Below are 20983 nucleotides of genomic sequence, written 5' to 3'. Positions count from 1 at the left end.
CCCAAACAATTTCCACACTTGTTGTTCAAAGGAGAACTCAGTCATGCCCATTTCCAAGTGGAAGAAAGCACAGTCGGCCACGCTCCGGCTCGTCGCAGCCTCGAGCGTCCTGCTATTTGGACTCTCCGCCTGCGGCACAGCAGAGGTCGGATCCGGAGGCAGCAGCGGCGCGGCAGCATCCGGAAGCAAAGAGGTCATCGCATTCGTACCTCCCACCACCGACCCTTACATCGCCAACTATCTGACCTACTTCAAAGACACACTGTCCAAAGAGGGCTACACACTTCGAGCCGTCACCCAGGAGAGTTCCTCCGCCGCTGAGGCCGCCGTGCAGCAGGCGTTGGGTTCGGGGAACCTGCCCGCAGCATTTCTGTGGTGGCCGATCCAGCCCGAAGCACAGGTCGGATCGCTCTCGGCCCTGCACGCCAGCGGAGTACCGGTCTTCCAGACAAACCAGCTGCCCGTGAAGGGCACCGAGAACATGCTCACCGCCTTCGCGGGCGTCTCGGACCTTCAGGCCGGAAAAATCGCCGCCGACGCCTCCATTGCCGCACGCGACGAACTGAAGAAGAAGGGCGACAAGCTTTCGAGCGCAGGCGGCGGCATCCTCGTCCCCAACTTCCCGGTCGGATACGGCGCAACCCGCGACCGCATGGCCGGCCTCGTTGACGGGATCAAAGGATCCGGCATGAACGTCGTCGCGGAAGGCAACGCCGCCGGATTCAGCGCTCAGGACGCCTTCACACTGATGAACCAGATGATCGCAGCCAACCGCGCAAAAGGCTTCGATGTGGTGTACGCGCCCAACGATGATGTGGCGATCGGATCAATCCGGGCGCTCGAACAGGCCGGATACAAGCCCGGCACCGACGTTATGGTCATCGGCGGAGCCTGCCACGGCGATGACTCAGCAGTGAAGTCCGGAAAGCAGTACAACACCATCGTCCAGGGTTCGGGCCTGGAAGGTCAGTTCACAGCAGATCGAATCCTGGCCTACCTCAAGAATCCGAAGGTCCAGGACGGCGAGTACGTTGCCCCGGCCGATGCGGACGCAGCTCCCAAGCTGCCGGACACCATCAGCAAAAGGAACCTGATTCCGCTGCCGTACGTGCTCTCGGGCGACTACGAAACCCAGAAGCTGTGGGGCGAACCAGCAAAGACGTGGTGCACCTACTAACCACGCTGGTCATTGACGGCGGGCGGTGCAGGAAGCTGCGGTAATGACACTTCACAACCTGCGCCGCCCGGTCTCAACCTCTCAGTAAGTCTACGAATTGCAGAAAGCGGGTATTCCGGTGGGACAAGAAACCACACGGACAGAACCAGGCGAGGTCGTGCTCGAAGCGCGCAACCTGCGCAAGCAGTATGGCTCGGTCATCGCCGTCGCAGACGGCAGCATCACCATTCGGGAAGGCGAGGTCCTGGCACTTCTCGGCCCCAACGGTGCGGGAAAGAGCACCATGATCGGTCTCCTCTCGGGACGGCTCAAAAGCGACGCCGGCGAAATCCTCTTCAAAGGCGAACCCATCGCCGCGCACGACCTCGCCAGGGAAGACTCTCCCGTAACGGTAGTGCAGCAGGAACTGAGCATTGTCCCGACCATGACGGTGGGCCAAAACGTCTTCCTGTCCAACAAACGGATAGGCAAGATCTACGGGGCCCGCAAGGCAGCGATCCGGGCCCAGCCCTACCTCGAGAAAGCAGGCCTGGGCCACGTTGACCCGATGATGACAGCCGACAGGCTCTCCATCGGAGAACAGCAACTCGTGGAACTGGCACGCGCCCTGGCCCGCGACGCCAAAGTCATCATGCTGGATGAACCCACAGCAGCCCTTTCCGAGCCCGAGATTGACCGCGTGCTTGCCGTGGTAGCCGACCTTCGCTCCCACGGACACTCAGTCGTCTACATCTCGCACCGCCTTGACGAGATCATGAGAATCGCTGACCGTGCCCTGATCATCCGAGACGGCCGCAGCCTCCAGCCCCTTGCCGGAACCGATCTCACGATCTCCAACATCATTGAACTGATGCTTGGGCGACAGCTTGGAGCCCTGTACCCGCCGAGAGCCGAGACGCTCAGGAACGACGAAGCCCTCCGCCTTGACTCGGTCACCGCCCAAGGCATCGACAGGCCCGTATCCCTGTGCGTCCGGCGCGGTGAGATCTTCGGACTTGCCGGGCAACTCGGCAGCGCCGCAGCGGTCATTCTCGAGGTCATCGCCGGCGTGCGGCCCATCCAGGCGGGCGACGTCGCGGTATCCGGTGAACCCGCGCGACTCAGCGGACCCCGAAAAGCAGCCCAACTCGGTATCGCCTACTGCTCCGATGACCGCAAACGGGACGGCTTCTTCGGCGTTCGATCGGTTCTGGAGAACCTCACCGCGCCCGCCCTGGCCTCCGTGAGCACAGCAGGCTGGATCTCACGCCGGCGTGAAAAAGAACTCGGCAGTTCGTTGGCCAAGGCGTTCGGCGTCAACGCCACCCGTCTGCCGCACCCCGTCGAAACCCTCAGCGGCGGCAACCAGCAAAAAGTCGTGCTCGGAAAATGGCTGGGCATCGACCCGAAAATCGTGCTGGTCAACGAGCCCACCCGAGGCGTGGATGTCGGCGCCAGGGCGGAAATCTACGCATACCTGCGCGGGCTGGCGGACAAGGGCCTCACCGTGATCCTGACCTCCACCGAAGCCGAGGAAGTACTCGGCCTTTCCGACACGGTCGCCAGCTTCTACCGCGGCTCCCTGGTGGGAGTCAGGGCGGCCAAAGACATCACTGTCAGCGACCTCGAGCACGAACTAAGCACACCAGCTCTTGCGGCGGAAAGGACGTCATCATGACGACAGCGGCAACGACGGACAACCCCTCGTCCCCGTCCTCAACCCCAGCCTCATCCGGGTTCGTTACCGACCTGGACCTCATCGCCAAACACAAAAGGCGCCGCACTGTAGCGACGCTCGTCATGGTCGGAGCCGTGCTGGCGCTGGTGGTCACCGGCGGCATCTTCGTGCCGGAGTTCCTAAGCCCGGCGAACCTTCTGAGCGTCCTGCGTGCAGCATCAATCACCGGTGTGGTGGCAATCGGCCTGACGTTCGTGACGATCTCGGGAAACTACTTCTCACTGTCGGTCGCCCAGACGGCTATCCTCTCCACCGTCGTCTACGCCACCGCCGCCAGCGCCGGCGGCTTCCTGACCGGGCTCCTGGCCGTCGCCGCCGTCTGCCTCATCATTGGCCTCATCCAGGGCCTGGTAGTCGGCGCCGGCGGCAACCCCATCGTGGTCACCCTTGCGACCGGCGCGGTTCTGCTGGCCATCGTCCTCGTAGTCACCGGCGGCAAGCGCGTTCGACTCCTGCCACCGGACGGGGATACCCTCGCCCTGTTCGGACAGTCATCGCCGCTCGGAATTCCGGTCGCGACCTGGGCGTTCGTACTCCTCGCCATCGTGTGCCACCTGCTGCTGAAAAAGACAACCCTCGGCCGGCGGACCGTGCTGCTCGGCGCCAACAAGGACACCGCCCGGTCCATCGGCTACAACGTCCGATGGATCATCGCCATCGTCTTCCTCGTAGCCTCACTCACCGCCGGCATCGCAGGAGTGCTCACAGCCGCCGAATTTGGCGTTGCGGACGCGTCCCAGTTCACCTCCCTCGACGTCGACGCCATCGCCGCGGTCCTCGTCGGAGGCACCGCCATACGCGGCGGCCAGGGGTCAATCCTGCAGACGACCATCGGCGTCGTCTTCATCGCCCTGCTGAACAATCTCCTACAAATTCTGGGCCTGAGCACCGGAATCCGTCTCAGCCTCGTTGGCGGGGCCGTCGTCGTAGCCGTCCTGGCCTATTCGCTGATGAAAGAAAGGTCCCGCTGACATGCCAAATATCGCACACTGGGCAACCGCCAATGCAACGCGGAAGGACCTGCTCCTCAGACTGCTGATACTTGTGGTCGTCATTGCAGCCTTTTCGATCGTTATCAAGGGCTTCATCTCTGTAAATAACCTCTATTCGATCCTCCAAGTCGCCACCCCCATCGGCCTGGCAGCGGTCGGTGTCGGCGTCACCATGCTGGCCGGCGAATTCGACCTGTCGGTCGGATCCATGACCGTCCTCGGCGGCGTCATCGCCGTATCCATGGCACCCCTCGGCCCCGGAGCGGCGGTCGCCGCGGCCGTCGCGGTGGGGATTGGACTCGGCGCAACCCAAGGCTTCCTGATCGCATTGCTGCGCGTCAGCTCCCTGGTCGTGACAATCGGAACCCTCATTCTCTTCCGGGGATTCGCGTACCTGCTTGCAGGCGACGCATCCGTCTCCCTGACTTCCTTTGAATTCGGGAAATGGCTGAACACCCGGGTACTCATGTTCTCCCCCTTCAGCTTCCTGCTGATCGCCCTGGTGGTCGGCGTTTGGTGGGCTCTGAACTACTCGAAGATCGGCCATGAAATCATGGCAATCGGCGGGGGGCGCCGCGAGGCAGTCGCCGGCGGAATCAAACCCCAGCGCCCCGTCACCATCGCGTTCGCTTTCTCGGGAGGCATGGCCGCCCTCGGCGGCGCACTCGTGTCACTGAGCATCGGCGGGGCAACACCGACCGGATTCAGCGAGACCCTGCTGACGGCCGTTGCCGCGGCCGTCATCGGAGGAATCGCTTTGAGCGGCGGAAAGGGCTCACCCTGGGGAATCCTGATCGGCGCGATCGCCCTCGGCGTGATCTCAAGCGGCGTCAGTGTCCTCGGCGCACCCACCTACATCTCCCAGCTCCTCTCGGGCGGACTGCTGCTGGTCGCGCTCCTGTCGGAGATGGTTTCTCGCGGACAGATCCCGCTGGGATTCCTGCGCAAAGCCATCCGCCGCCGGCAGCCCGCCGTCGCCGCATAGCAGTCATCCCCACAAACCAGGAACAACACGTTGTAAAGGAAACATGATGAAAGCAGTAGTCCTCCCCGGAGATGAATCCGTTACCGTTCGCGATCTGCCGACGCCGGAACCCGGGTTCGGAGACGTATTGATCAAAGTAAAAGCCTCCGCAGTCTGCGGCAGCGACATGAGCGTCCTTCGCGGGAACCAGTTGGTGGGTGAACGCCAGGAATTCCCCGTCCCGGGACACGAAGTCACAGGAACCGTCGAGAAACTCGGACCGGGCGTCACCGGCATCTCAGCCGGGGACCGGGTCGCCGTCTACCTGGCCGTAGGCTGCCTGCGGTGCGAGTACTGCCTCGAAGGTTACGTAATGCTGTGTTCCCGCCTGCAGACCATCGGCTTCGATCTGCAGGGAGGCGACGCTGAATACATCTCGATTCCTGCCTATAACTGCATGCCCCTGCACAGCGGACTGAGCTTTGAAGAGGGTGCCGTCTCCACGGATATGTTCGGAACGCAATTCAGTATCCAGCAGCGTCTGGGTGTATCCGGTGCTGACACGGTGCTGGTGAGCGGCCTTGGACCGATGGGTTCCGCGGCCGTCGCCACGGCCAAAGCCAATGGAGCACGGGTCTTCGCAGTCGATCCCGTCGCCCACAGGCGCGAACTGGCCCTGCATTTGGGCGCTGACGAAGTCTTCGAATCCGTCGACTCCGGAATTACCGATCTCGGACTCAGCCGCGGCCGCGGGGGACCGGACGTGATCATCGAATGCTCCGGCAATGGCAGGGCACAGGAATCGGCACTGAACATCGTCCGGCCCCTGGGACGGGTCGCATTGGTTGGCGAAAACGCCAACCTGACCATCAATCCCAGCGGGCAGCTGCTCCGCAAGCTCACAACGGTGGTCGGTTCCTGGTATTTCCCCAGGTGGCAGTTCTCCCACATCCAGGAGTTCCTCATAGAACGAAAGGTTCCGGTCGGCGAAATCATCAGCCACCGCATGCCGCTCGATGACGCCGCCAAGGCATTTGAAATGCTCGTGAACCGGAGCGCGGAAAAGATCATTTTCCAGCCCTGACACCACAAAACGAACGGCCAGAGACCGTTACAACGGCCGGCGTCCTGCCCCCACGGTGGACGCCGGCACGACAGCCATCGGGACGGGCCGCGGGCAGCCAATCCATCGCCACCAGATTTCGCCCACCTAAGGAGTACCAGCTATGAACACCCACGGCGTAGTGACCGCGGAGCCGCAGGAATTAATCAACCAGGCTCGCAGTCATCAACGAAGCGACTTCGACATCGTCGATATTGTTGCGACCCCGATTTCCGTCGCGTTGACCAACGGATCCCAACTGGCCATCGGACGGGCAGTCAAGCGAGACGCCGTCGTCGTGAAGATTACAACGCGATGCGGAATCATCGGCTACGGAGAAGCGCACCACGCCCGTGCTGCGAACGTCGTAGCCGAGACCATCAATACCGCACTGCGGGACATCCTCATGCCGGGTTCAGCCTTGGACGTCGTAGAACTCTGGGACCGAATTTACACTTGGCAGCTCCGCAGCCACGGCCTGGGCGCGGCTGCCGTTATCGGTATGAGCGGCATCGATATGGCACTTTGGGATATCCGTGGCAAGGCAGTGGGCTGGCCGCTGTACCGGATGCTCGGCGGCAGCCCTACACCGGTTCAGGCCTACGCCGGCGGCGTTGCACTGGGCTGGCAGGCGCCGTCCTCCCTCGTTAATGAAGCCGTTCCCCTAGTGGAAAGCGGATACAAGGCAGTCAAGCTGCGCGTGGGTGATACCGCCGCCGCCGACATCAGCCGTGTTCGGGCGGTCCGGGAACACTTCGGAGATGACTTGACCATCCTCGTTGATGCCAACACCGGCTACACGATGGAGGACGTCCGCCGGGTCCTTCCGGCTTTTCAGGAACTCGGTGTGGCGTGGCTCGAGGAGCCATTCCCCGCAAACGACCACCGCAGCTACAGGATGGCCTCCGAACAGACCACGATTCCGCTGGCTGCCGGCGAAAACCATTACACCAGATACGAATTCGCACGGCTCATCGAGGACGGCTCCGTTTCAATGATTCAGCCGGACGTGGCAAAGGCAGGAGGCATCACCGAGACAATGCGAATCGCTGGGCTGGCATCCGCCTCCAAACTCCTGATCGCACCGCACAGTTCGGTCACAGGACTGAGCCAGGCCGCCTCCATCCATGTCCTCATGTCCATCGACAACGCCCGCTACTTCGAAGCCGATGTAACCCCCGACAATCCGTTCCGTGAAGAGCTCACATCCTCGCCGTTCTCCATCTCGCCGGAAGGAACCGTCGCCATGACGGAGAAGCCCGGACTCGGCGTGGACGTGGACGAGTCGTTCATCGAACGACACCCCTTCATCCCAGGCAAGAACTTCGTCTAAGACGGCAACCCCCATTGACATAACCAAAGTGGGCGACCAAACTGGTACTACCGGCTAGAAGCCACTCACTTTCCCATCAAAGAAGCTGGAGCTTAAAGAAAATGAAACTTGGCCTTTTCATGATGCCCTTCCACGACGCCGCGCGCCCGGTCGCAGAGCTGATCGAGGAGGACATCGACAAGATCGTTCTCGCCGACCAGCTCGGCTATGCAGAGGCTTGGGTTGGACAGCACTTCACCGCGACCGTCGAACCGATCGCGTCGCCGCTGATGCTGATGTCGGCGGCTCTCCCGCAGACCCAAAACATCACTTTCGCTACCGGCGTGATCAACCTGCCGTGCCACAACCCGGCAACCGTCGCGGCGGAGATCGCCCAGTTCGACCACATGAGCCGCGGACGCCTCATCTTCGGCATCGGTCCAGGATCGCTCTCGAGTGACTTTGAGCTTTTCGGCAACACCGAGGGATGGCCGCGTCTGGCCAAGTTCCTTGAATCGGCCGACATGATCCAGGAGATCTGGGCCAGCGACCCCCCGTACAACTTCGAGGGGGAGTTCTACTCCGTCAAGCTGGAAACCAGCAACGCCGATCTCGGCACCGGGTACATGCAGAAGCCGTACCAGCAGCCGACCCCGCCGATCGCCACGTCGCTCATGAGCCCGTTCCCCGGCCTGGGTGCAATCGCGGGGGAGAAGAAGTGGATCCCTGTATCCGCCAACTTCATCCCCACCGCCAGCGTGGCCTCGCACTGGGTGAAGTACCTCGAAGGCGCCGACAAGGCCGGCTACACCCCGGACCCGTCAACCTGGCGTGTGGCCCGCAACATCGTGGTCGCGCCCACCGACGAAGAGGCCCGCGATATCGCCATGGACCCCAAGGGCGGCATGTACACGACATACGACTACCTGTGGAAGGCGCTGAGCGCCGGCGGCTTCGGCAATGCCCTCAAGACCGACCCCTCCGTCCCGGATGAAGACATCACCGTCGAAGGCCTTATTGATGACCTGGTGATCCACGGCAGCCCGGCCACCGTAATCGAGAAGCTGAAGGCCTTCAAGGAAGTCACCGGCCCCTTCGGCACCCTGGTTGTCGGCCTGCAGGACTGGGGCCACAACACGGAGCAGGAACGCGCGAGCATGAAACTGCTCGCAACCGACGTCGCACCCCACATCTGATCCGCACGAAAGGACGGTGCATGATGTCAATTGTCGATTCAAACACATGGAAGTCGGACCCGGCCCTCACTGAAGGCTTCAAAGGCGCTATGGGTCTGCTCGCCGGTGCGGTCACGGTAATCACAACAGGAATAGGTGATACGCGGCGGGGGCTGACCGCCACTGCCGTGTGCAGCCTGTCCGTGGAACCGCCCATGATCCTCGTCTGCGCCAACCGCTCAGGCGAGGCCCGCGAGATGATCTGGAAGTCGGGGTTCTTCTGCGTCAACGTCCTCTCCGGCGACGACCAGGACGTGGCCAACGGGTTCGCCGGTCGAAGCGGCCTCAGCGGCAGCGAAAAATTCACCGTCGGGAACTGGGGAACCATCGCCACAGGCGCCCCCGCCCTCAAGTCGGCGCTAGTGTCCATCGACTGCGAATTGTCCGAAAAGCTGGAAACACACACCCACACCGTGTTCCTTGGCCAGGTCGCCGGACTCAACTTCAACGCCTCCACCGAAGACGGCTCACCCAGAGTTCCCCTGGTCTACTGGGACCGGATGTACCGGGGAATCACGAGCCAGTGAACGACGTGGCCCGCAGCAGGACGGGTGAGGCTTTGGCAGCCGGCACGCGTCCGGCAAACCCAGCGATGAACGGCAAACCGGCACAGCAAAAAGCCCAAGTGCTTCAGATCGTCGCCGAAATCATCCAGTTGGTCGAACTCCGGGGCTACCAGCCAGGGGACAGAATCCCTTCCGAGCGTGAGATCTCCGAACGGTTCAACATAGGACGAAGCGTCGTGCGCGAGGCCATGGCCATGCTGGAGTCAACACGGTATCTGGAGCGCAAACGGAGCAGCGGCGTCTTTCTGAGCGACAACCCCGAAACGACCAGCCTGGAGGCGCTCGTCCTCTCGACCAAGGTGGGGCTGCCGCTGAGCGACAAGGTCAACACGGATTCGATTGAAGTCAGGCGCATCATCGAGGTGCAAGCGATCCATCTGGCCTGTCTGCGCCGTACGGCCGAAGCACTCGGGCGGATCTCTGCCGTACTTGCCGGATTTGAGCACACCGTCGTCGATGCCGAGACGGCGTCGGACTACGATTTCCAATTCCATATGGAGATCTTTCGGGCCACGGACAACGAGATTCTGAGTCGGCTCGTGCAACCGTTTTACATTCTGTCGCGCAACCGAAGAGAGGCCTTGTTCGCCTCGCCAGTGCAGCGCGGGGTGTCGCACGAGCAGCATCTTGCCCTGTTTGATGCCATTCGCGATCAGGATTGCGAGCGGGCTGCCAGCCTCATGGGCCTGCATATCGGCCGGGTTGATGACTGGTTCAGCCAACACCTGGCACAGCCAGCCGAATCGGCCTGACCAGGCCCTGCTGCAGGCACAGCAAGGGTCCGAACTGAAAAGCGGACTATCCCATCAAAGAAGCTGGAGTTAAGAAAATGAAACTGGGCCTTTTCATGATGCCGTTCCACGATGCGGCCCGACCCGTCTCTGACCTGTTTGATGAGGACATCGACAAAATTGTCCTCGCCGACCAGCTCGGCTACACAGAGGCCTGGGTCGGACAGCACTTCACCGCGACCGTCGAACCATTCGCATCCCCCCTGATGCTGATGTCGGCGGCCCTTCCGCAGACCAAAAACATCATGTTCGGCACCGGCGTGATCAACCTGCCGTGCCACCATCCGGCCACTGTGGCAGCGGAAATCGCCCAGTTCGACCACATGAGCCGCGGCCGCCTCCTGTTCGGCATCGGGCCAGGTGCACTGGCCACTGACTTTGAGCTATTCGGCAACACCGCAGGGTGGCCCCGATTGCGGAAAATGCTGGAATCCGTGGAGTACATCCAGGAGATCTGGGCCAGCGACCCCCCGTACAACTTCGAGGGGGAGTTCTACTCCGTCAAGCTGGAAACCAGCAACGCCGAGCTCGGCACCGGGTACATGCAAAAGCCGTACCAGCAGCCGCACCCGCCGATCGCCACGTCTCTCATGAGTTCATACCCTGGCCTCGGCGCCATGGCGGGAGAAAACAAGTGGATCCCCGTATCGGCAAACTTCATCCCCACCGCCAGCGTGGCCTCGCACTGGGTGAAGTATGAGGAGGGTGCCTCCAAGGCCGGTTACACCCCGGATCCGTCAACCTGGCGTGTGGCCCGCAACATCGTGGTCGCCCCCACCGACGAAGAGGCCCGCGATGTCGCCATGGATCCCAAGGGCGGCATGTACATGACGTACGACTACCTGTGGAAGGCGCTGAGCGCCGGCGGCTTCGGCAATGCCCTCAAGTCCGACCCCAAGATCCCGGACGAAGACATCACCGTCGAAGGCCTCGTTGACGACATGGTCATCCACGGCAGCCCCACCACCGTGATCGAGAAGCTGAAGGCCTTCCAGGAAGTTACCGGCCCCTTCGGCACCCTGATCCTCGCGTTGCAGGACTGGGGCCACAACACGGAGCAGGAGCGCGCGAGCATGAAGCTGCTCGCAACCGACGTCGCACCACACCTCTGACTGCCAAAAAGACTCGAATCCTCCAGAGACGGCGCTGTTCATGGTGCTGTCCGAGAAAAAGGACAGCACCATGCTTGCCGCCTTCCGTGCCGCTGTAGACGCCACAGTTCAGATCAGCGATCGGGCTATCGACCTTCACGCCAACGCTCACGACGCTTCTCACTTCCTGCTGATACCGAGCGCATTTGCCACGCCCAGAAATGCCGGCGAGGTTGGAGCGCTGCTTCGTGCCGGCGCTGCCAGCGGAATGCCGGTTACCCTACGCTCGGGCGGGACAAGTCTGAGCGGACAGGCACTGACAGACGGCGTCCTTATGGATGTTCGAAAGCACTTCAAGGACATTGAGGTGCTCGATGGCGGCGAAAAGGTCCGCGTCCAGCCCGGCGTCACCGTGCGCATGCTCAATGCCCGCCTGGCCAGGTACAACCGAAAGTTCGGACCGGACCCGGCAAGCGAATCAGCCTGCACTATCGGGGGAGTGGTGGCTAACAATTCCTCCGGTATGCACTGCGGCACCGCCGACAACGCATACAGCACACTGGAGTCCGTGACGGTCGTACTGCCCAGCGGCACCGTCATAGACACCGGGGCCCCCGACGCCGACCAGCGTTTGCGGGCCCTTGAACCTGACCTCCACGAAGGCCTTGACCGGCTCTCACGGCGCGTCCGCGGGAATCCCGCGTCAGTCCGCACGGTCACACAGCAGTTTTCCATGAAAAACACTATGGGATACGGGCTCAATGCCCTACTGGACTTTACGCGGCCCGTCGACATGCTGGCACATTTGATTGTCGGCAGTGAAGGGACGCTCGGTTTTGTTGCCGAAGCCGTGTTCCGGACCGTTCCTACAAAGAAGCACTCCACAACAGGGCTGCTGGTGTTTCCGGATCTGCAGGCCGCGAACCTGGCCCTTCCTGCCCTGGTGGCTTCCAACGCTGCCACGATCGAACTCATGGATTCAGTGTCCCTGAAGGTAGGCCAGACACTTCCCGGGACACCTGCCGCCGTGCGCGATCTGCATGTGCAGGATCATGCCGCCTTACTGGTGGAGTATGCAGCTGATAGCCCCGACGAGCTTGCCGCAGCACAAGATGCCGGCGCCTTGGCCATCATGGCCCTGGGACTTAGCAGCCCGGCCGCATTCAGCACCGACGCGGCTGCACGGGCGGAACTTTGGCATCTTCGGAAGGGTCTGTACGCCTCGGTCGCCGGCGCCCGCCCCCAAGGAACCACAGCCTTGCTCGAAGACGTGGTCGTGCCGGTGCCATCGTTGGCCCGGACATGTGCAGAGCTGAACCGACTCTTCGACAAGTACCGGTACCGCAACAGCGTGATCTTTGGACACGCCAAAGACGGCAACATCCATTTCATGCTCACCGACCGGTTCGCCTCCGCTACGGAGCTGGAGCGTTACAACGCGTTCACAGAGGACATGGTAGACCTTGTACTCGGTGAAAACGGTTCCCTTAAGGCCGAGCACGGCACCGGCCGCGTCATGTCCGCCTACGTGCGTCGCCAGTACGGCGACGAGCTGTATGGCGTCATGTGGGAAATTAAGCGGCTGTTCGACCCCGCAGGCATTCTGAACCCCGGCGTGATCATGAACGAAGATCCGCAGGCGCATCTGGTCAACATCAAAACCGCGCCGACGGTGGCCGAGGAAGTGGACAGGTGCGTCTCGTGCGGATATTGCGAGCCGGTATGCCCAAGCAGGGACATCACGCTTACGCCGCGTCAACGCATCGTCACACTGCGCGCCATGGAACAGGCACGGATCGACGGAGATACTGCCCTTCTGGCTCAACTGGAGAAAGACTACGACTACGAAGCCGTGCAAACCTGTGCTGTGGACGGCATGTGCCAGACGGCATGTCCGGTCGACATTAACACGGGCAGCCTGGTCAAGCGGATCCGCAGGGAAGCGCCGCACACGGCGGCGGACACAGTATGGAAAGCGGCGGCAGATCATTGGGGAGCCGTGACCCGGGGTGCTGGTGCGGCCCTGTCCACGGTCGCCAAACTTCCCGCACCCCTGGTGCAGATTCCAAACAAGGTCGCCCGGACCGTGCTGGGAAGTGACACTGTCCCTCTCTACTCGCCCGAGCTGCCAGCCGGAGGGCCATCGCGCAGACGACCGGCGCCCGAGGCGGAGGCCGAAGCGGTCTATTTCCCTGCCTGCGTGCAGACGATGTTCGGACCAGCAGACCCTGCCGACAACAATGCCGGCGTGCAGGAAAGTTTTGAACAGCTTTGCGAGCGGGCAGGGATATCCCTGCTGGTGCCACAGCGCATCAATGGCCTCTGCTGCGGCACGCCGTGGTCCTCAAAAGGGCTCGTCAAAGGGCTCGAATCGATGCGCACGCGTACGCTGGCCGCTTTGAGGGAAGCCACCCGAGACGGTGAACTGGACATCATCTGCGATGCGTCGTCCTGCACCGAGGGTCTTCTCGCCGTCGTCGAATCCGAATCGCGGCGCCCCGGCCAGCGGCCCCTTCGAATCAGGGACGCAGTGCAGTTTGTGGCCGAACGCATCGTCCCATCCTTGGGTGCATACGCCAAGTTGGACTCGTTGGCTCTGCATCCAACCTGCTCGTCCACCAGGCTCGGCTTGAACGGGTCCCTAACGGCTGTCGCCCATGCTGTCGCTGACACGGTTCAAACACCGGAAAACTGGGGATGCTGCGCCTTCGCCGGCGACCGCGGAATGCTGCACCCGGAGCTCACCGATTCCGCCACACAGAAACAGGCTGCCGAAGTGGCTGCGTTCGACGCCACCGCACACGCGTCCTGCAACCGCACATGCGAACTTGGCATGACCCGTGCAACAGGTGAGACTTACCGGCACATCTTGGAGCTACTGGAAGAAAGAACCCGGCCGGACACGCAGGAATGAACGCACAATGGCGCAAGATACCACTGAATCCCCGCATCAAAATATGCAAGCCACCGAGCTGGTAGTGGACTGGACACTGTTGACGCCGGGGGAGACAGTAGTCGTCACCGATGCCAACGGCACCCACCACAGCGGCGCCGTCGACGTGGTGGCCCCCGATGGCTCCATTTTTTGGGTCTACTCCATGTTCGGACGTTGCCTCTTCGCCCGAGCGGAGCAGTACGAAGTATGGCGTACCCCATGACAGCCGCCGATTTCACGATGCCCGCGCTGCATGGATACATCGAGCAGTCCCGCCACAGTTCGCCGTGGAACCGCGCGCCGCACGGATGGCCATACATGGGTAGCAATCGATGTCCACGGCCGGCCTGTCGGCACAATCGGTGCCCCTATCTGTGACGGCCGGAAACCTTCCGGCGCGATCCGCTGCCTCACGCACTCTACTTTGATGCGCTAGAGGCAGACCACCTTGTAACGGCCCTCGACTATGCCCCTGAACAACTTCCCCGCGCGGCCCTAACTTTGCATCGCCTCCTGCATGGACTCCCCGCATGCTGAAAGCGAGGGCCGAGATGAATGATCATCCGATGTCACTGTTGGGCGGGAGGATGGCTTGCGTCCAGACCCAGCATCAGCCCGGCCGCACCGAGAAGCACACCGCTGACCCGCCCCCGCCACATCATCCAATTGGGCTTCGATGCCAACGAAGCACTGATGGAGGCGGCGACCAGGACCGTAACGGCGTTGACTGCGAGACTAACGCAGATTTGGATACCGCCGAGAACGAATCCTTGCCCGGCCGCATCGCCGCCAGGGACTACGAACTGTGGGACAAGAGCCAAATAAATGAGAGCTGTTTTTGGATTCAGGACGTTAGTTAACAACCCCATCCGAAACAGCCTCCAATGCGACACCGTGTTTCGAGCTCTTTCCGGCGACCACATTTGTCTATCTCCACGGAACGCCATCACACAGAGACAAATCAGATAGGCTGCCCCTGCCACCTTCAGCCCCGCATACAGCGCAGGAACAAGGGAGAAGATGGCCGCGAGCCCCAAATTCACCATGATCAAATACGGAACAAATCCGACGAGCGTTCCGGCCAGGGATATGAACCCGGCCGCCCGGCCGTGTCGCATGCTGCCTGAGACCAGATGCATCATATTGGGCCCCGGAACCAAGGCGGCGGCTAGCGAAAGGACGGCTACTCCAACCGCAGCATCCGGAGATATCAACGATTCAACACCCGGAACAGTAAACCATCTCGATTCTTCACAAACTTTCCAGACCTCCATCATTGATTCCCCGAAGGCCCGATAAGCCATTGGTGCGCCGAAGTGGCTCTACCACTACGGTAGGGCGCGCAACAGGCCGCGGTCAATCAGGAGGCTCTTTCGTTTGTGCACATCGGTCCCCGGAAGCTGGACCTTATTATCACTCGACAACCGTGACCGTGATGTGTCATCAACACCCGGTTGGACTCCAGTCGCTCCCGCACTTTACCGATAGTGCAGATTTCGTCAACTTGGGGGAGTGGTCCGACGATCCACTCCCTTGCAGGTGGACCTTGTGAACGGGAGAGCCCTGCCTAGTCTTCCAGCGCGCCCCCGCCGCGTCGTGGAGATCGGGCAGGAACTTCTCCTGCGCCTGGATCTTGCGGCGGTAGAAGTCATGGGCGGCTTGTTTAGTAATCCCCAGTGCTTCGCAGCTCAGGGCCCACGTCGCGCCGGCCTAACGCACCGATTTCATGACGTGCCAGCGTCTCGCTGTGAGCAGCACGGCGGCCTTCGCGTTCGCGCTCAGCGCCTCGAGCGCCGCGACTTCCCTTACCTCAGCATGTAACTGTGCGGTGGCCGCCCCGCCTGATCACTGCCCGAGCCAGAATTCGCGCCATCTCTCGCCGCAGGGGAAGTCTTCCCACACTGTGAACAACTCAAGGACATTGCCGCCGCTGAGCGCTTGCTCCACCGACGCCGCATCTTCATCCGTGAGGTCACGCTAGCTTGACCATTTCGATGGGCCAAGAGAAGCGTCGCTGGCTGCACCGGGCACACAAGCACGCCGTCAGCATCACGAAGCGCTGACATGGCAGCAGGAAGACCGCGTCCTTTTGCCGCGTGGGATATTTGCGGTTCGAACGCTGAAATGTTCCTCCCTCCGGCGCACGGGCCGCATCATCACTGTCATGCCGGCCCGCAAGGCCCCTTCCTGACGCTATCGGGGGCGGGTCGGACTGCCTGATTCCTGCTGGGAAATAGCTCGGAAGCCCTGGGCAGATTGGTTCAATGAATTGCTGTCGTGGCGCCAGCTGTCGGCCGGAGTCAGTGACTCCGACTCCGTTAGTGACTGGCTTTCAGGCTCATGTTTCATCGGGATGTCAGACCCCCACCATGTGGACCTAGCGGCGCAAACTAAGATTGCGCCATGGACTTGAGGGAAGTTGAATCGCGCGCATCACTGCTCTTGGCAACACTGTCTCAGTTTGGAGGGCCGGCCGATAGCAACTCCGTGATTAGTCATGCTCTAAGCCGGGACCCTAGTCGGCGCATGAACCCGGCACTGGTGCGGACGGATATGCGGGCCTTCGACCTTCTGACAAAGCTGGACTTCGTTCGCCTGGCGAACGGCGGTTACGCCTACGAACTGTCGGACCTCGGCCGCCAAGTGCTGGAAGCAGGATGGCCCGCTAAGTTGTCCGCCGGCTGGCTCGATGAATGGGTGGCTACCGAGCAACTCATAGAGGCTCTGAGTGAACAGCGTACTTCTGACGAGAACGCAGTTAGCCAGCTCACCGTCCGTAACTGGCGGCAGTTTTCGGACATAGACATCGTGTTTCATCCGAGACTGACCATCTTGACCGGAGCGAATGGTGCCGGCAAGACCACGCTCCTCAACATCCTCGGGCCCCATTTCAACTGGGCTGCGCAGTTGCTCACGCGTCAACCTGAAAAGACTTCTCCAATGGCCACGCTAGATGTGGGCCAACTTTTGTATGCGAACGGCGCGCGATCATCGCTTGTTCAAGACGCCGGCGCTGGGATCAATAACGCGCCGTTATCAATCCCACAAATGCAGACGGTTCCGGGGATATTCATTAACTCACACCGTTCAATAAGTGCTTACCAGCCACTTAAGGCTTTGCCGCCCCGCTTTTCAGAGTGGGATGCCCTGCAACAACAATTTGCGTCTGAGATCCAGATTCGCTACGCGGGCGGAAGTTCGCAATATTCTCCGCTTCACCGCATGAAGGAGGCACTGGTAGCGGCAGCGATGTACGCATACGGCAATCAGGCAGTCCGCGCTAGTGAAGCCGCGAGAGAAGTTTGGGAAGGTTATCAGGACGTACTTCGGCGGTTCCTTCCTTCATCACTGCAGTTTCTTCGTTTCGAAGTTGAAGATTCCGAAATTATACTTGTCACCCGTAGTGCGGAGTTTCCCCTAGAAGCTGCTTCCGGTGGGATTAGCGCAATGCTCGAACTTTCGTGGCAAATATTTCTTCGACAAAGAAATAAAACCTCATTTTCCGTTTGTATCGACGAGCCGGAGAATCATTTGCACCCCGAATTACAAAGGTCAATCGTGCCATCGCTGCTGGCTGGTTTTCCGGATGTCACGTTCATCATCGCCACGCACAGTCCATTCGTAGTCACCTCAACTCAGGATTCTTTTGTCTACGCCCTCGGAGCCGATGAGAGGGGGCATATCCGCTCTCGCAGAGTGGATGTCAACAAATCAGCGACGCCCGACGAGACTCTGATGTCTGTCTTGGGACTGGACACAGCACTGCCGCTATGGGCCGAATCTCGCCTCAGCCAACTAATGGATGAATTGCCAGCGTCCCCTTCAACGAGTGACCTGCGCGAACTTCGAGATCAGCTCAAAGACCTCGGACTCGACAGGCAATTTCCGGCGGCGGTTCGTTCACTGGGAGCACAAATTGATTGAAATCGGCAAGGGAGATGCGCCAGATTGGCTAGCCGTACACCAGAGCCAAAAGACTATCGAATATAAGAACGCCCCTGCCAAAGCCAAACCTTCGCCTTGGCGTGCTCCAGAGATCGTCGAGAAACTCAAGCAGGAGTGTTCAAGGAAGTGTATGTACTGTGAATGTTTCATCGATGATGCATCGTACTCAGCGGTAGAACACATTCGGCCCAAGAAGCACTTCGAGGACTTGGTGCTTGAGTGGACGAATCTAGGTTTGGCCTGCTCTCGTTGTAATACGAACAAGGGGGACTACTGGACTGAGGACGCTGCTTTGCAGTTACTCAACCCATACCAGGACTCGCTAAGCGAACATCTCGACTTCCGAGGCCCGCTAACAGTGGCAAAGCTGGGTAGCTCCCGCGGGAGTAACACCATTAGACGATTGAAGTTGTCACGGGAAGACCTCATGCTCTCTCGCTTCAGGCGGATCGAGGAAATCGATGCCAGGCTAAGGATCTGGCACGAGGAGAGAGATTTGGAGCGCAAGGCGCTCTACGCGGAAGACGTAGCAGCTGCCATAGCGACGGACCGCGAATTTTCTGGCCTTCTTCGGGCCTACGCAATTGCAACCGGCTTCCCCGCCGAAAGCCACGAAGAGCTTCTGGAAGAGGAATAGTCTATCGATTGGGTTAGGAGGAAGAGATGTGTTGTCGAGCCGAAACCTCACTCTTCGCCACCTCCTCAGCCCGGGTTGCTCGTCTGGAGTTTCGAATTTGAGTCGGTCCGTATTCGCTCAGCATGCGGCACGACCCGACTCTTCACTGCAGGAGAGACCCCCGGGGCTTGAGGCCAAGGGTCTCACTTCACTACTTATTGCTCAGGCCCCCCGTCAGCCTGTCGCCCCGGACGCCCGGGCGGCGGCAAGGACCGACTGCTAGCACTGCGTCCTCGATCTGGTTTCCACGCAGCAACCGCGCAGGCGGCACATCGTCCAGCCGAGGATTCATACCCTAGAACCGGCCTGGACCACGGCTCGGGACTCAGGGCGCAGCCGCGTCTCACCTCGGGTGATGGCCTTCGTTCGCCGTCGGCCCACTGCCGCACAGCACGGGTTTCCTTGACCGAACCGACCGACATAGGCAACGAGCTTCGCGCCGAGGCTGTCACACCCTAAATCACAGGTGATAGGCCGATATTTGATCTTTTTTCAACCTGCTACCCAAGCTGATTGTGATCTATGGCGGACTGGAGGGCTGCTACGGAAGGGCCGCCAGCCGGAGGTACTGGTACACGGTCTCCCTGCTGATGCCGTAATCGCGGGCGAGGACGGATTTCGGAACCCCGGCGGCGGCCCGCTGGACCAGCTCGGCCGCGCGTTCAGGCGTGAGGGTCTTTTTCCGCCCTTTGTAGGCGCCGCGCTGCTTGGCGAGTGCGATGCCTTCGCGCTGGCGTTCACGGATGAGGGCGCGTTCGAATTCGGCGAAGGCCCCCATGACCGAGAGCATGAGGTTGGCCATGGGGGAGTCCTCGCCAGTGAAGAGCAGGTGTTCTTTGACGAACTCCACCCACCCCTTTACGGGTGAGTCGCTGGACCAGAGCACGCAGGTCGTCCAGGTTGCGGGCCAGCCGGTCCATGCTGTGCACAATGACGGTGTCCGCGTCGCGGGCGAAGTTCAGCAGTTCTGCTAATTGTGGTCTGGCCGTGTCCCGACCGGACGCCTTGTCCGTGAAGGCCCGATCGAGCTGGCGCTTCTCGTTCTGATCCAGCGTGCTCACGCGCACGTACCCGATCCGCTGACCAGCCACAGCTGCCTCCAACCCTCTTACATGTGAGATTGAGTTCTAGGGCCTCTCCAGAGGCACGTCAAGGCTGATTGGCCGCAGAGCATCTGGTGAGCGGCCAATCCGCTGCCGCTATTCGCCCGCGGAGAATGACTTGCAGACTTCGGGAAGTAACAGACTGTCCCGTCCTGTGCTCCATCGCTTAGCTGTTCGGGCTCGTCAACGAAGCAGACGGGCCCGGAGTCGAGGTCTCCGAAGTGCCACTGGATGGCCTGATGGCTCGAGGAAGCACCGTGGAGCGGGGTTGGTGGTCCCGGGCAGAATGACCGCGCCGTGGATGCTAGCCCAGGGGCAGGGTTACTGTCACGCAGGCTCCCGCGCCGCTGGATGAATCGGCTGTCACCTCTCCGCCGGCACGGCCTACGGCCAGGCGCATGAGGCGCAACCCATGCCGGTGTGCCGACCAATCATGGCTGCCGGCACGTCGAAACCATGGCCATCGTCGGTTACTTTGAGCTGAATTCCATGGCTCATGCCTCGCGTGACGCAGCTCAGCCGGACTTCACTTCTGAGGCCGGGCGAATTTGTAGACGTTGCTAAGGAGCTCCTGCGCCGCCCGGTACAGGAGTGCAGCGGTCTGTCGGTCCACTTCCATCCTGTGGTGCGGAGCCTACAGCTGCACCGCGGTTCCACTCTCGCGCAGGGGAATCGCCAGGCGGTCAATGGCGCCGGTGACGCCAAAGGCATGAAAGTCGACCGGGTGTATATCGGTGAGGGCGCCGCCTACGGCGACCACGTCGTCGCTTATTAGTGACTTCTTACCCTTACTGTGCGCCTGTGTCGTCGGCATTTACTGATGCCGCGCCGAGGACTTCGAACCTCGAAGTGGCTGCGTTGCTCACCCGCAAGGCGCCGCACGCCGCGGCTTCCTGATGCCCGCCAATATCGCACTGAACCTGCGGAGCCGCAGTGGTGCGGCGCAGGCCTTTTGGCTCATTCGGGCTCGCGGCAGGGGGTCTGGGGTGGACTGATAATAGCGGGCCTGCGCAACTATCAGCCTAGTTACTTGACGTAACGGCGGTTATCGGCGTTGTCCGGGATCTCAGTTGATGCGAGAATCCCGCATATCCGGTCTCAGTCAGTTAACCTGGCAACCTACTGGTTGAGGCCGTTTTTTCATTTGAGTTGGCAACGCCGAGATCACCGAAACCAGTAACTACAAGGCAATCCGGCCTGTTCTCAACGCTGGATGCCTACGGAATTGCCAAGTTAAGTGAGACGACTCTGACCGGATCAATCTCACTTATGTTGGCAAAACCCCATGTCGGCGTTGCCACAAAACTGAGAACGTCCACCGCACCTGATTGCGAGCCCGTCGAGCGCCAGCACTATTCCAAAAAAGCAGTGGCTTCG

16 protein-coding genes and 1 pseudogene are annotated in these 20983 nt (G+C 61.0%); 15 read left to right on the top strand and 2 right to left on the bottom strand.

Annotation, left to right across the window (positions count from 1 at the left end; translation table 11 throughout):
• Positions 1–43 precede the first annotated feature (43 nt).
• The 12 genes from ACFRAU_RS03445 to ACFRAU_RS03390 all read left to right on the top strand — a co-directional run bounded on the left by ACFRAU_RS03445 (position 44) and on the right by ACFRAU_RS03390 (position 14105).
• Positions 44–1177: a sugar ABC transporter substrate-binding protein gene (locus tag ACFRAU_RS03445; protein WP_377998804.1), complete on the top strand. Its 1134-nt coding sequence runs from the start codon at positions 44–46 to the stop codon at positions 1175–1177.
• 157 nt (positions 1178–1334) lie between these two features.
• Entirely contained in the window at positions 1335–2834 is a 1500-nt protein-coding gene (locus tag ACFRAU_RS03440) for a sugar ABC transporter ATP-binding protein (protein WP_377998803.1), read from the top strand.
• On the top strand, positions 2831–3865 hold the full coding sequence (locus tag ACFRAU_RS03435; RefSeq protein WP_377998802.1) for an ABC transporter permease: 1035 nt from the start codon (positions 2831–2833) through the stop codon (positions 3863–3865). The genes ACFRAU_RS03440 and ACFRAU_RS03435 overlap by 4 nt, the downstream gene beginning before the upstream one ends.
• 1 nt (position 3866) lies before the next feature.
• The gene (locus tag ACFRAU_RS03430) at positions 3867–4871 is read left to right on the top strand and encodes an ABC transporter permease (RefSeq protein ID WP_377998801.1); all 1005 of its coding nucleotides are present in this window, start codon (positions 3867–3869) and stop codon (positions 4869–4871) included.
• Between the two features lie 43 nt (positions 4872–4914).
• Entirely contained in the window at positions 4915–5934 is a 1020-nt protein-coding gene (locus ACFRAU_RS03425) for an alcohol dehydrogenase catalytic domain-containing protein (RefSeq protein ID WP_377998800.1), read from the top strand.
• 142 nt (positions 5935–6076) lie between these two features.
• Positions 6077–7285, top strand: a complete 1209-nt coding sequence (locus tag ACFRAU_RS03420; RefSeq protein WP_377998799.1) for a mandelate racemase/muconate lactonizing enzyme family protein — start codon at positions 6077–6079, stop codon at positions 7283–7285.
• Between the two features lie 101 nt (positions 7286–7386).
• A complete protein-coding gene (locus ACFRAU_RS03415; RefSeq protein ID WP_377998798.1) occupies positions 7387–8460 on the top strand; it encodes an LLM class flavin-dependent oxidoreductase in 1074 nt (357 codons plus the stop codon).
• Between the two features lie 20 nt (positions 8461–8480).
• Positions 8481–9026 (top strand): flavin reductase family protein, encoded by a 546-nt coding sequence (locus tag ACFRAU_RS03410; RefSeq protein ID WP_377998797.1) that lies wholly within the window; start codon positions 8481–8483, stop codon positions 9024–9026.
• Complete coding sequence (locus ACFRAU_RS03405; protein WP_377998796.1) at positions 9023–9817, top strand: FadR/GntR family transcriptional regulator; 795 nt, start codon at positions 9023–9025, stop codon at positions 9815–9817. The genes ACFRAU_RS03410 and ACFRAU_RS03405 overlap by 4 nt, the downstream gene beginning before the upstream one ends.
• Before the next feature lie 77 nt (positions 9818–9894).
• Positions 9895–10968, top strand: a complete 1074-nt coding sequence (locus ACFRAU_RS03400) for an LLM class flavin-dependent oxidoreductase (protein WP_377998795.1) — start codon at positions 9895–9897, stop codon at positions 10966–10968.
• A gap of 40 nt (positions 10969–11008) precedes the next feature.
• Positions 11009–13861 carry an FAD-binding and (Fe-S)-binding domain-containing protein gene (locus tag ACFRAU_RS03395; protein WP_377998794.1) on the top strand — a complete coding sequence of 951 codons (2853 nt, stop codon included), beginning with the start codon at positions 11009–11011 and terminating at the stop codon, positions 13859–13861.
• Between the two features lie 43 nt (positions 13862–13904).
• Positions 13905–14105: a hypothetical protein gene (locus ACFRAU_RS03390; protein ID WP_377998793.1), complete on the top strand. Its 201-nt coding sequence runs from the start codon at positions 13905–13907 to the stop codon at positions 14103–14105.
• A gap of 346 nt (positions 14106–14451) precedes the next feature.
• Here ACFRAU_RS03390 and ACFRAU_RS03385 read toward each other — a convergent pair whose 3' ends face one another.
• Positions 14452–15159: a LysE family translocator gene (locus ACFRAU_RS03385; protein ID WP_377998792.1), complete on the bottom strand. Its 708-nt coding sequence runs from the start codon at positions 15157–15159 to the stop codon at positions 14452–14454.
• Between the two features lie 1249 nt (positions 15160–16408).
• Here ACFRAU_RS03385 and ACFRAU_RS03380 point away from each other — a divergent pair.
• Both ACFRAU_RS03380 and ACFRAU_RS03375 read left to right on the top strand, forming a co-directional pair.
• Complete coding sequence (locus ACFRAU_RS03380) at positions 16409–17806, top strand: AAA family ATPase (protein ID WP_377998791.1); 1398 nt, start codon at positions 16409–16411, stop codon at positions 17804–17806.
• The gene (locus ACFRAU_RS03375) at positions 17799–18464 is read left to right on the top strand and encodes an HNH endonuclease (RefSeq protein WP_377998790.1); all 666 of its coding nucleotides are present in this window, start codon (positions 17799–17801) and stop codon (positions 18462–18464) included. The genes ACFRAU_RS03380 and ACFRAU_RS03375 overlap by 8 nt, the downstream gene beginning before the upstream one ends.
• 580 nt (positions 18465–19044) lie before the next feature.
• Here the strand turns inward: ACFRAU_RS03375 and ACFRAU_RS03370 are convergent.
• A pseudogene (locus tag ACFRAU_RS03370) lies at positions 19045–19594 on the bottom strand (recombinase family protein).
• Between the two features lie 517 nt (positions 19595–20111).
• Here ACFRAU_RS03370 and ACFRAU_RS03365 point away from each other — a divergent pair.
• Complete coding sequence (locus ACFRAU_RS03365) at positions 20112–20381, top strand: hypothetical protein (RefSeq protein WP_377998789.1); 270 nt, start codon at positions 20112–20114, stop codon at positions 20379–20381.
• Positions 20382–20983: the final 602 nt, after the last annotated feature.

The organism is Arthrobacter sp. NPDC056691 (assembly GCF_042791415.1).
Taxonomy (GTDB): Bacteria; Actinomycetota; Actinomycetes; order Actinomycetales; family Micrococcaceae; genus Arthrobacter.
Note: the sequence above shows the minus strand (reverse complement) of the source record. Positions and strands in the feature narration are given on the sequence as shown.

What these genes read in the sequence shown, in the direction of transcription:
- ACFRAU_RS03425 (WP_377998800.1), top strand. Translation starts at nt 4,915, where the DNA reads ATGATGAAAGCAGTAGTCCTCCCCGGAGATGAATCCGTTACCGTTCGC.
- ACFRAU_RS03410 (WP_377998797.1), top strand. Translation starts at nt 8,481, where the DNA reads ATGATGTCAATTGTCGATTCAAACACATGGAAGTCGGACCCGGCCCTC.
- ACFRAU_RS03435 (WP_377998802.1), top strand. Translation starts at nt 2,831, where the DNA reads ATGACGACAGCGGCAACGACGGACAACCCCTCGTCCCCGTCCTCAACC.
- ACFRAU_RS03415 (WP_377998798.1), top strand. Translation starts at nt 7,387, where the DNA reads ATGAAACTTGGCCTTTTCATGATGCCCTTCCACGACGCCGCGCGCCCG.
- ACFRAU_RS03400 (WP_377998795.1), top strand. Translation starts at nt 9,895, where the DNA reads ATGAAACTGGGCCTTTTCATGATGCCGTTCCACGATGCGGCCCGACCC.
- ACFRAU_RS03420 (WP_377998799.1), top strand. Translation starts at nt 6,077, where the DNA reads ATGAACACCCACGGCGTAGTGACCGCGGAGCCGCAGGAATTAATCAAC.
- ACFRAU_RS03390 (WP_377998793.1), top strand. Translation starts at nt 13,905, where the DNA reads ATGCAAGCCACCGAGCTGGTAGTGGACTGGACACTGTTGACGCCGGGG.
- ACFRAU_RS03380 (WP_377998791.1), top strand. Translation starts at nt 16,409, where the DNA reads ATGAACCCGGCACTGGTGCGGACGGATATGCGGGCCTTCGACCTTCTG.
- ACFRAU_RS03430 (WP_377998801.1), top strand. Translation starts at nt 3,867, where the DNA reads ATGCCAAATATCGCACACTGGGCAACCGCCAATGCAACGCGGAAGGAC.
- ACFRAU_RS03445 (WP_377998804.1), top strand. Translation starts at nt 44, where the DNA reads ATGCCCATTTCCAAGTGGAAGAAAGCACAGTCGGCCACGCTCCGGCTC.
- ACFRAU_RS03395 (WP_377998794.1), top strand. Translation starts at nt 11,009, where the DNA reads ATGGTGCTGTCCGAGAAAAAGGACAGCACCATGCTTGCCGCCTTCCGT.
- ACFRAU_RS03385 (WP_377998792.1), bottom strand. Translation starts at nt 15,159, where the DNA reads ATGATGGAGGTCTGGAAAGTTTGTGAAGAATCGAGATGGTTTACTGTT.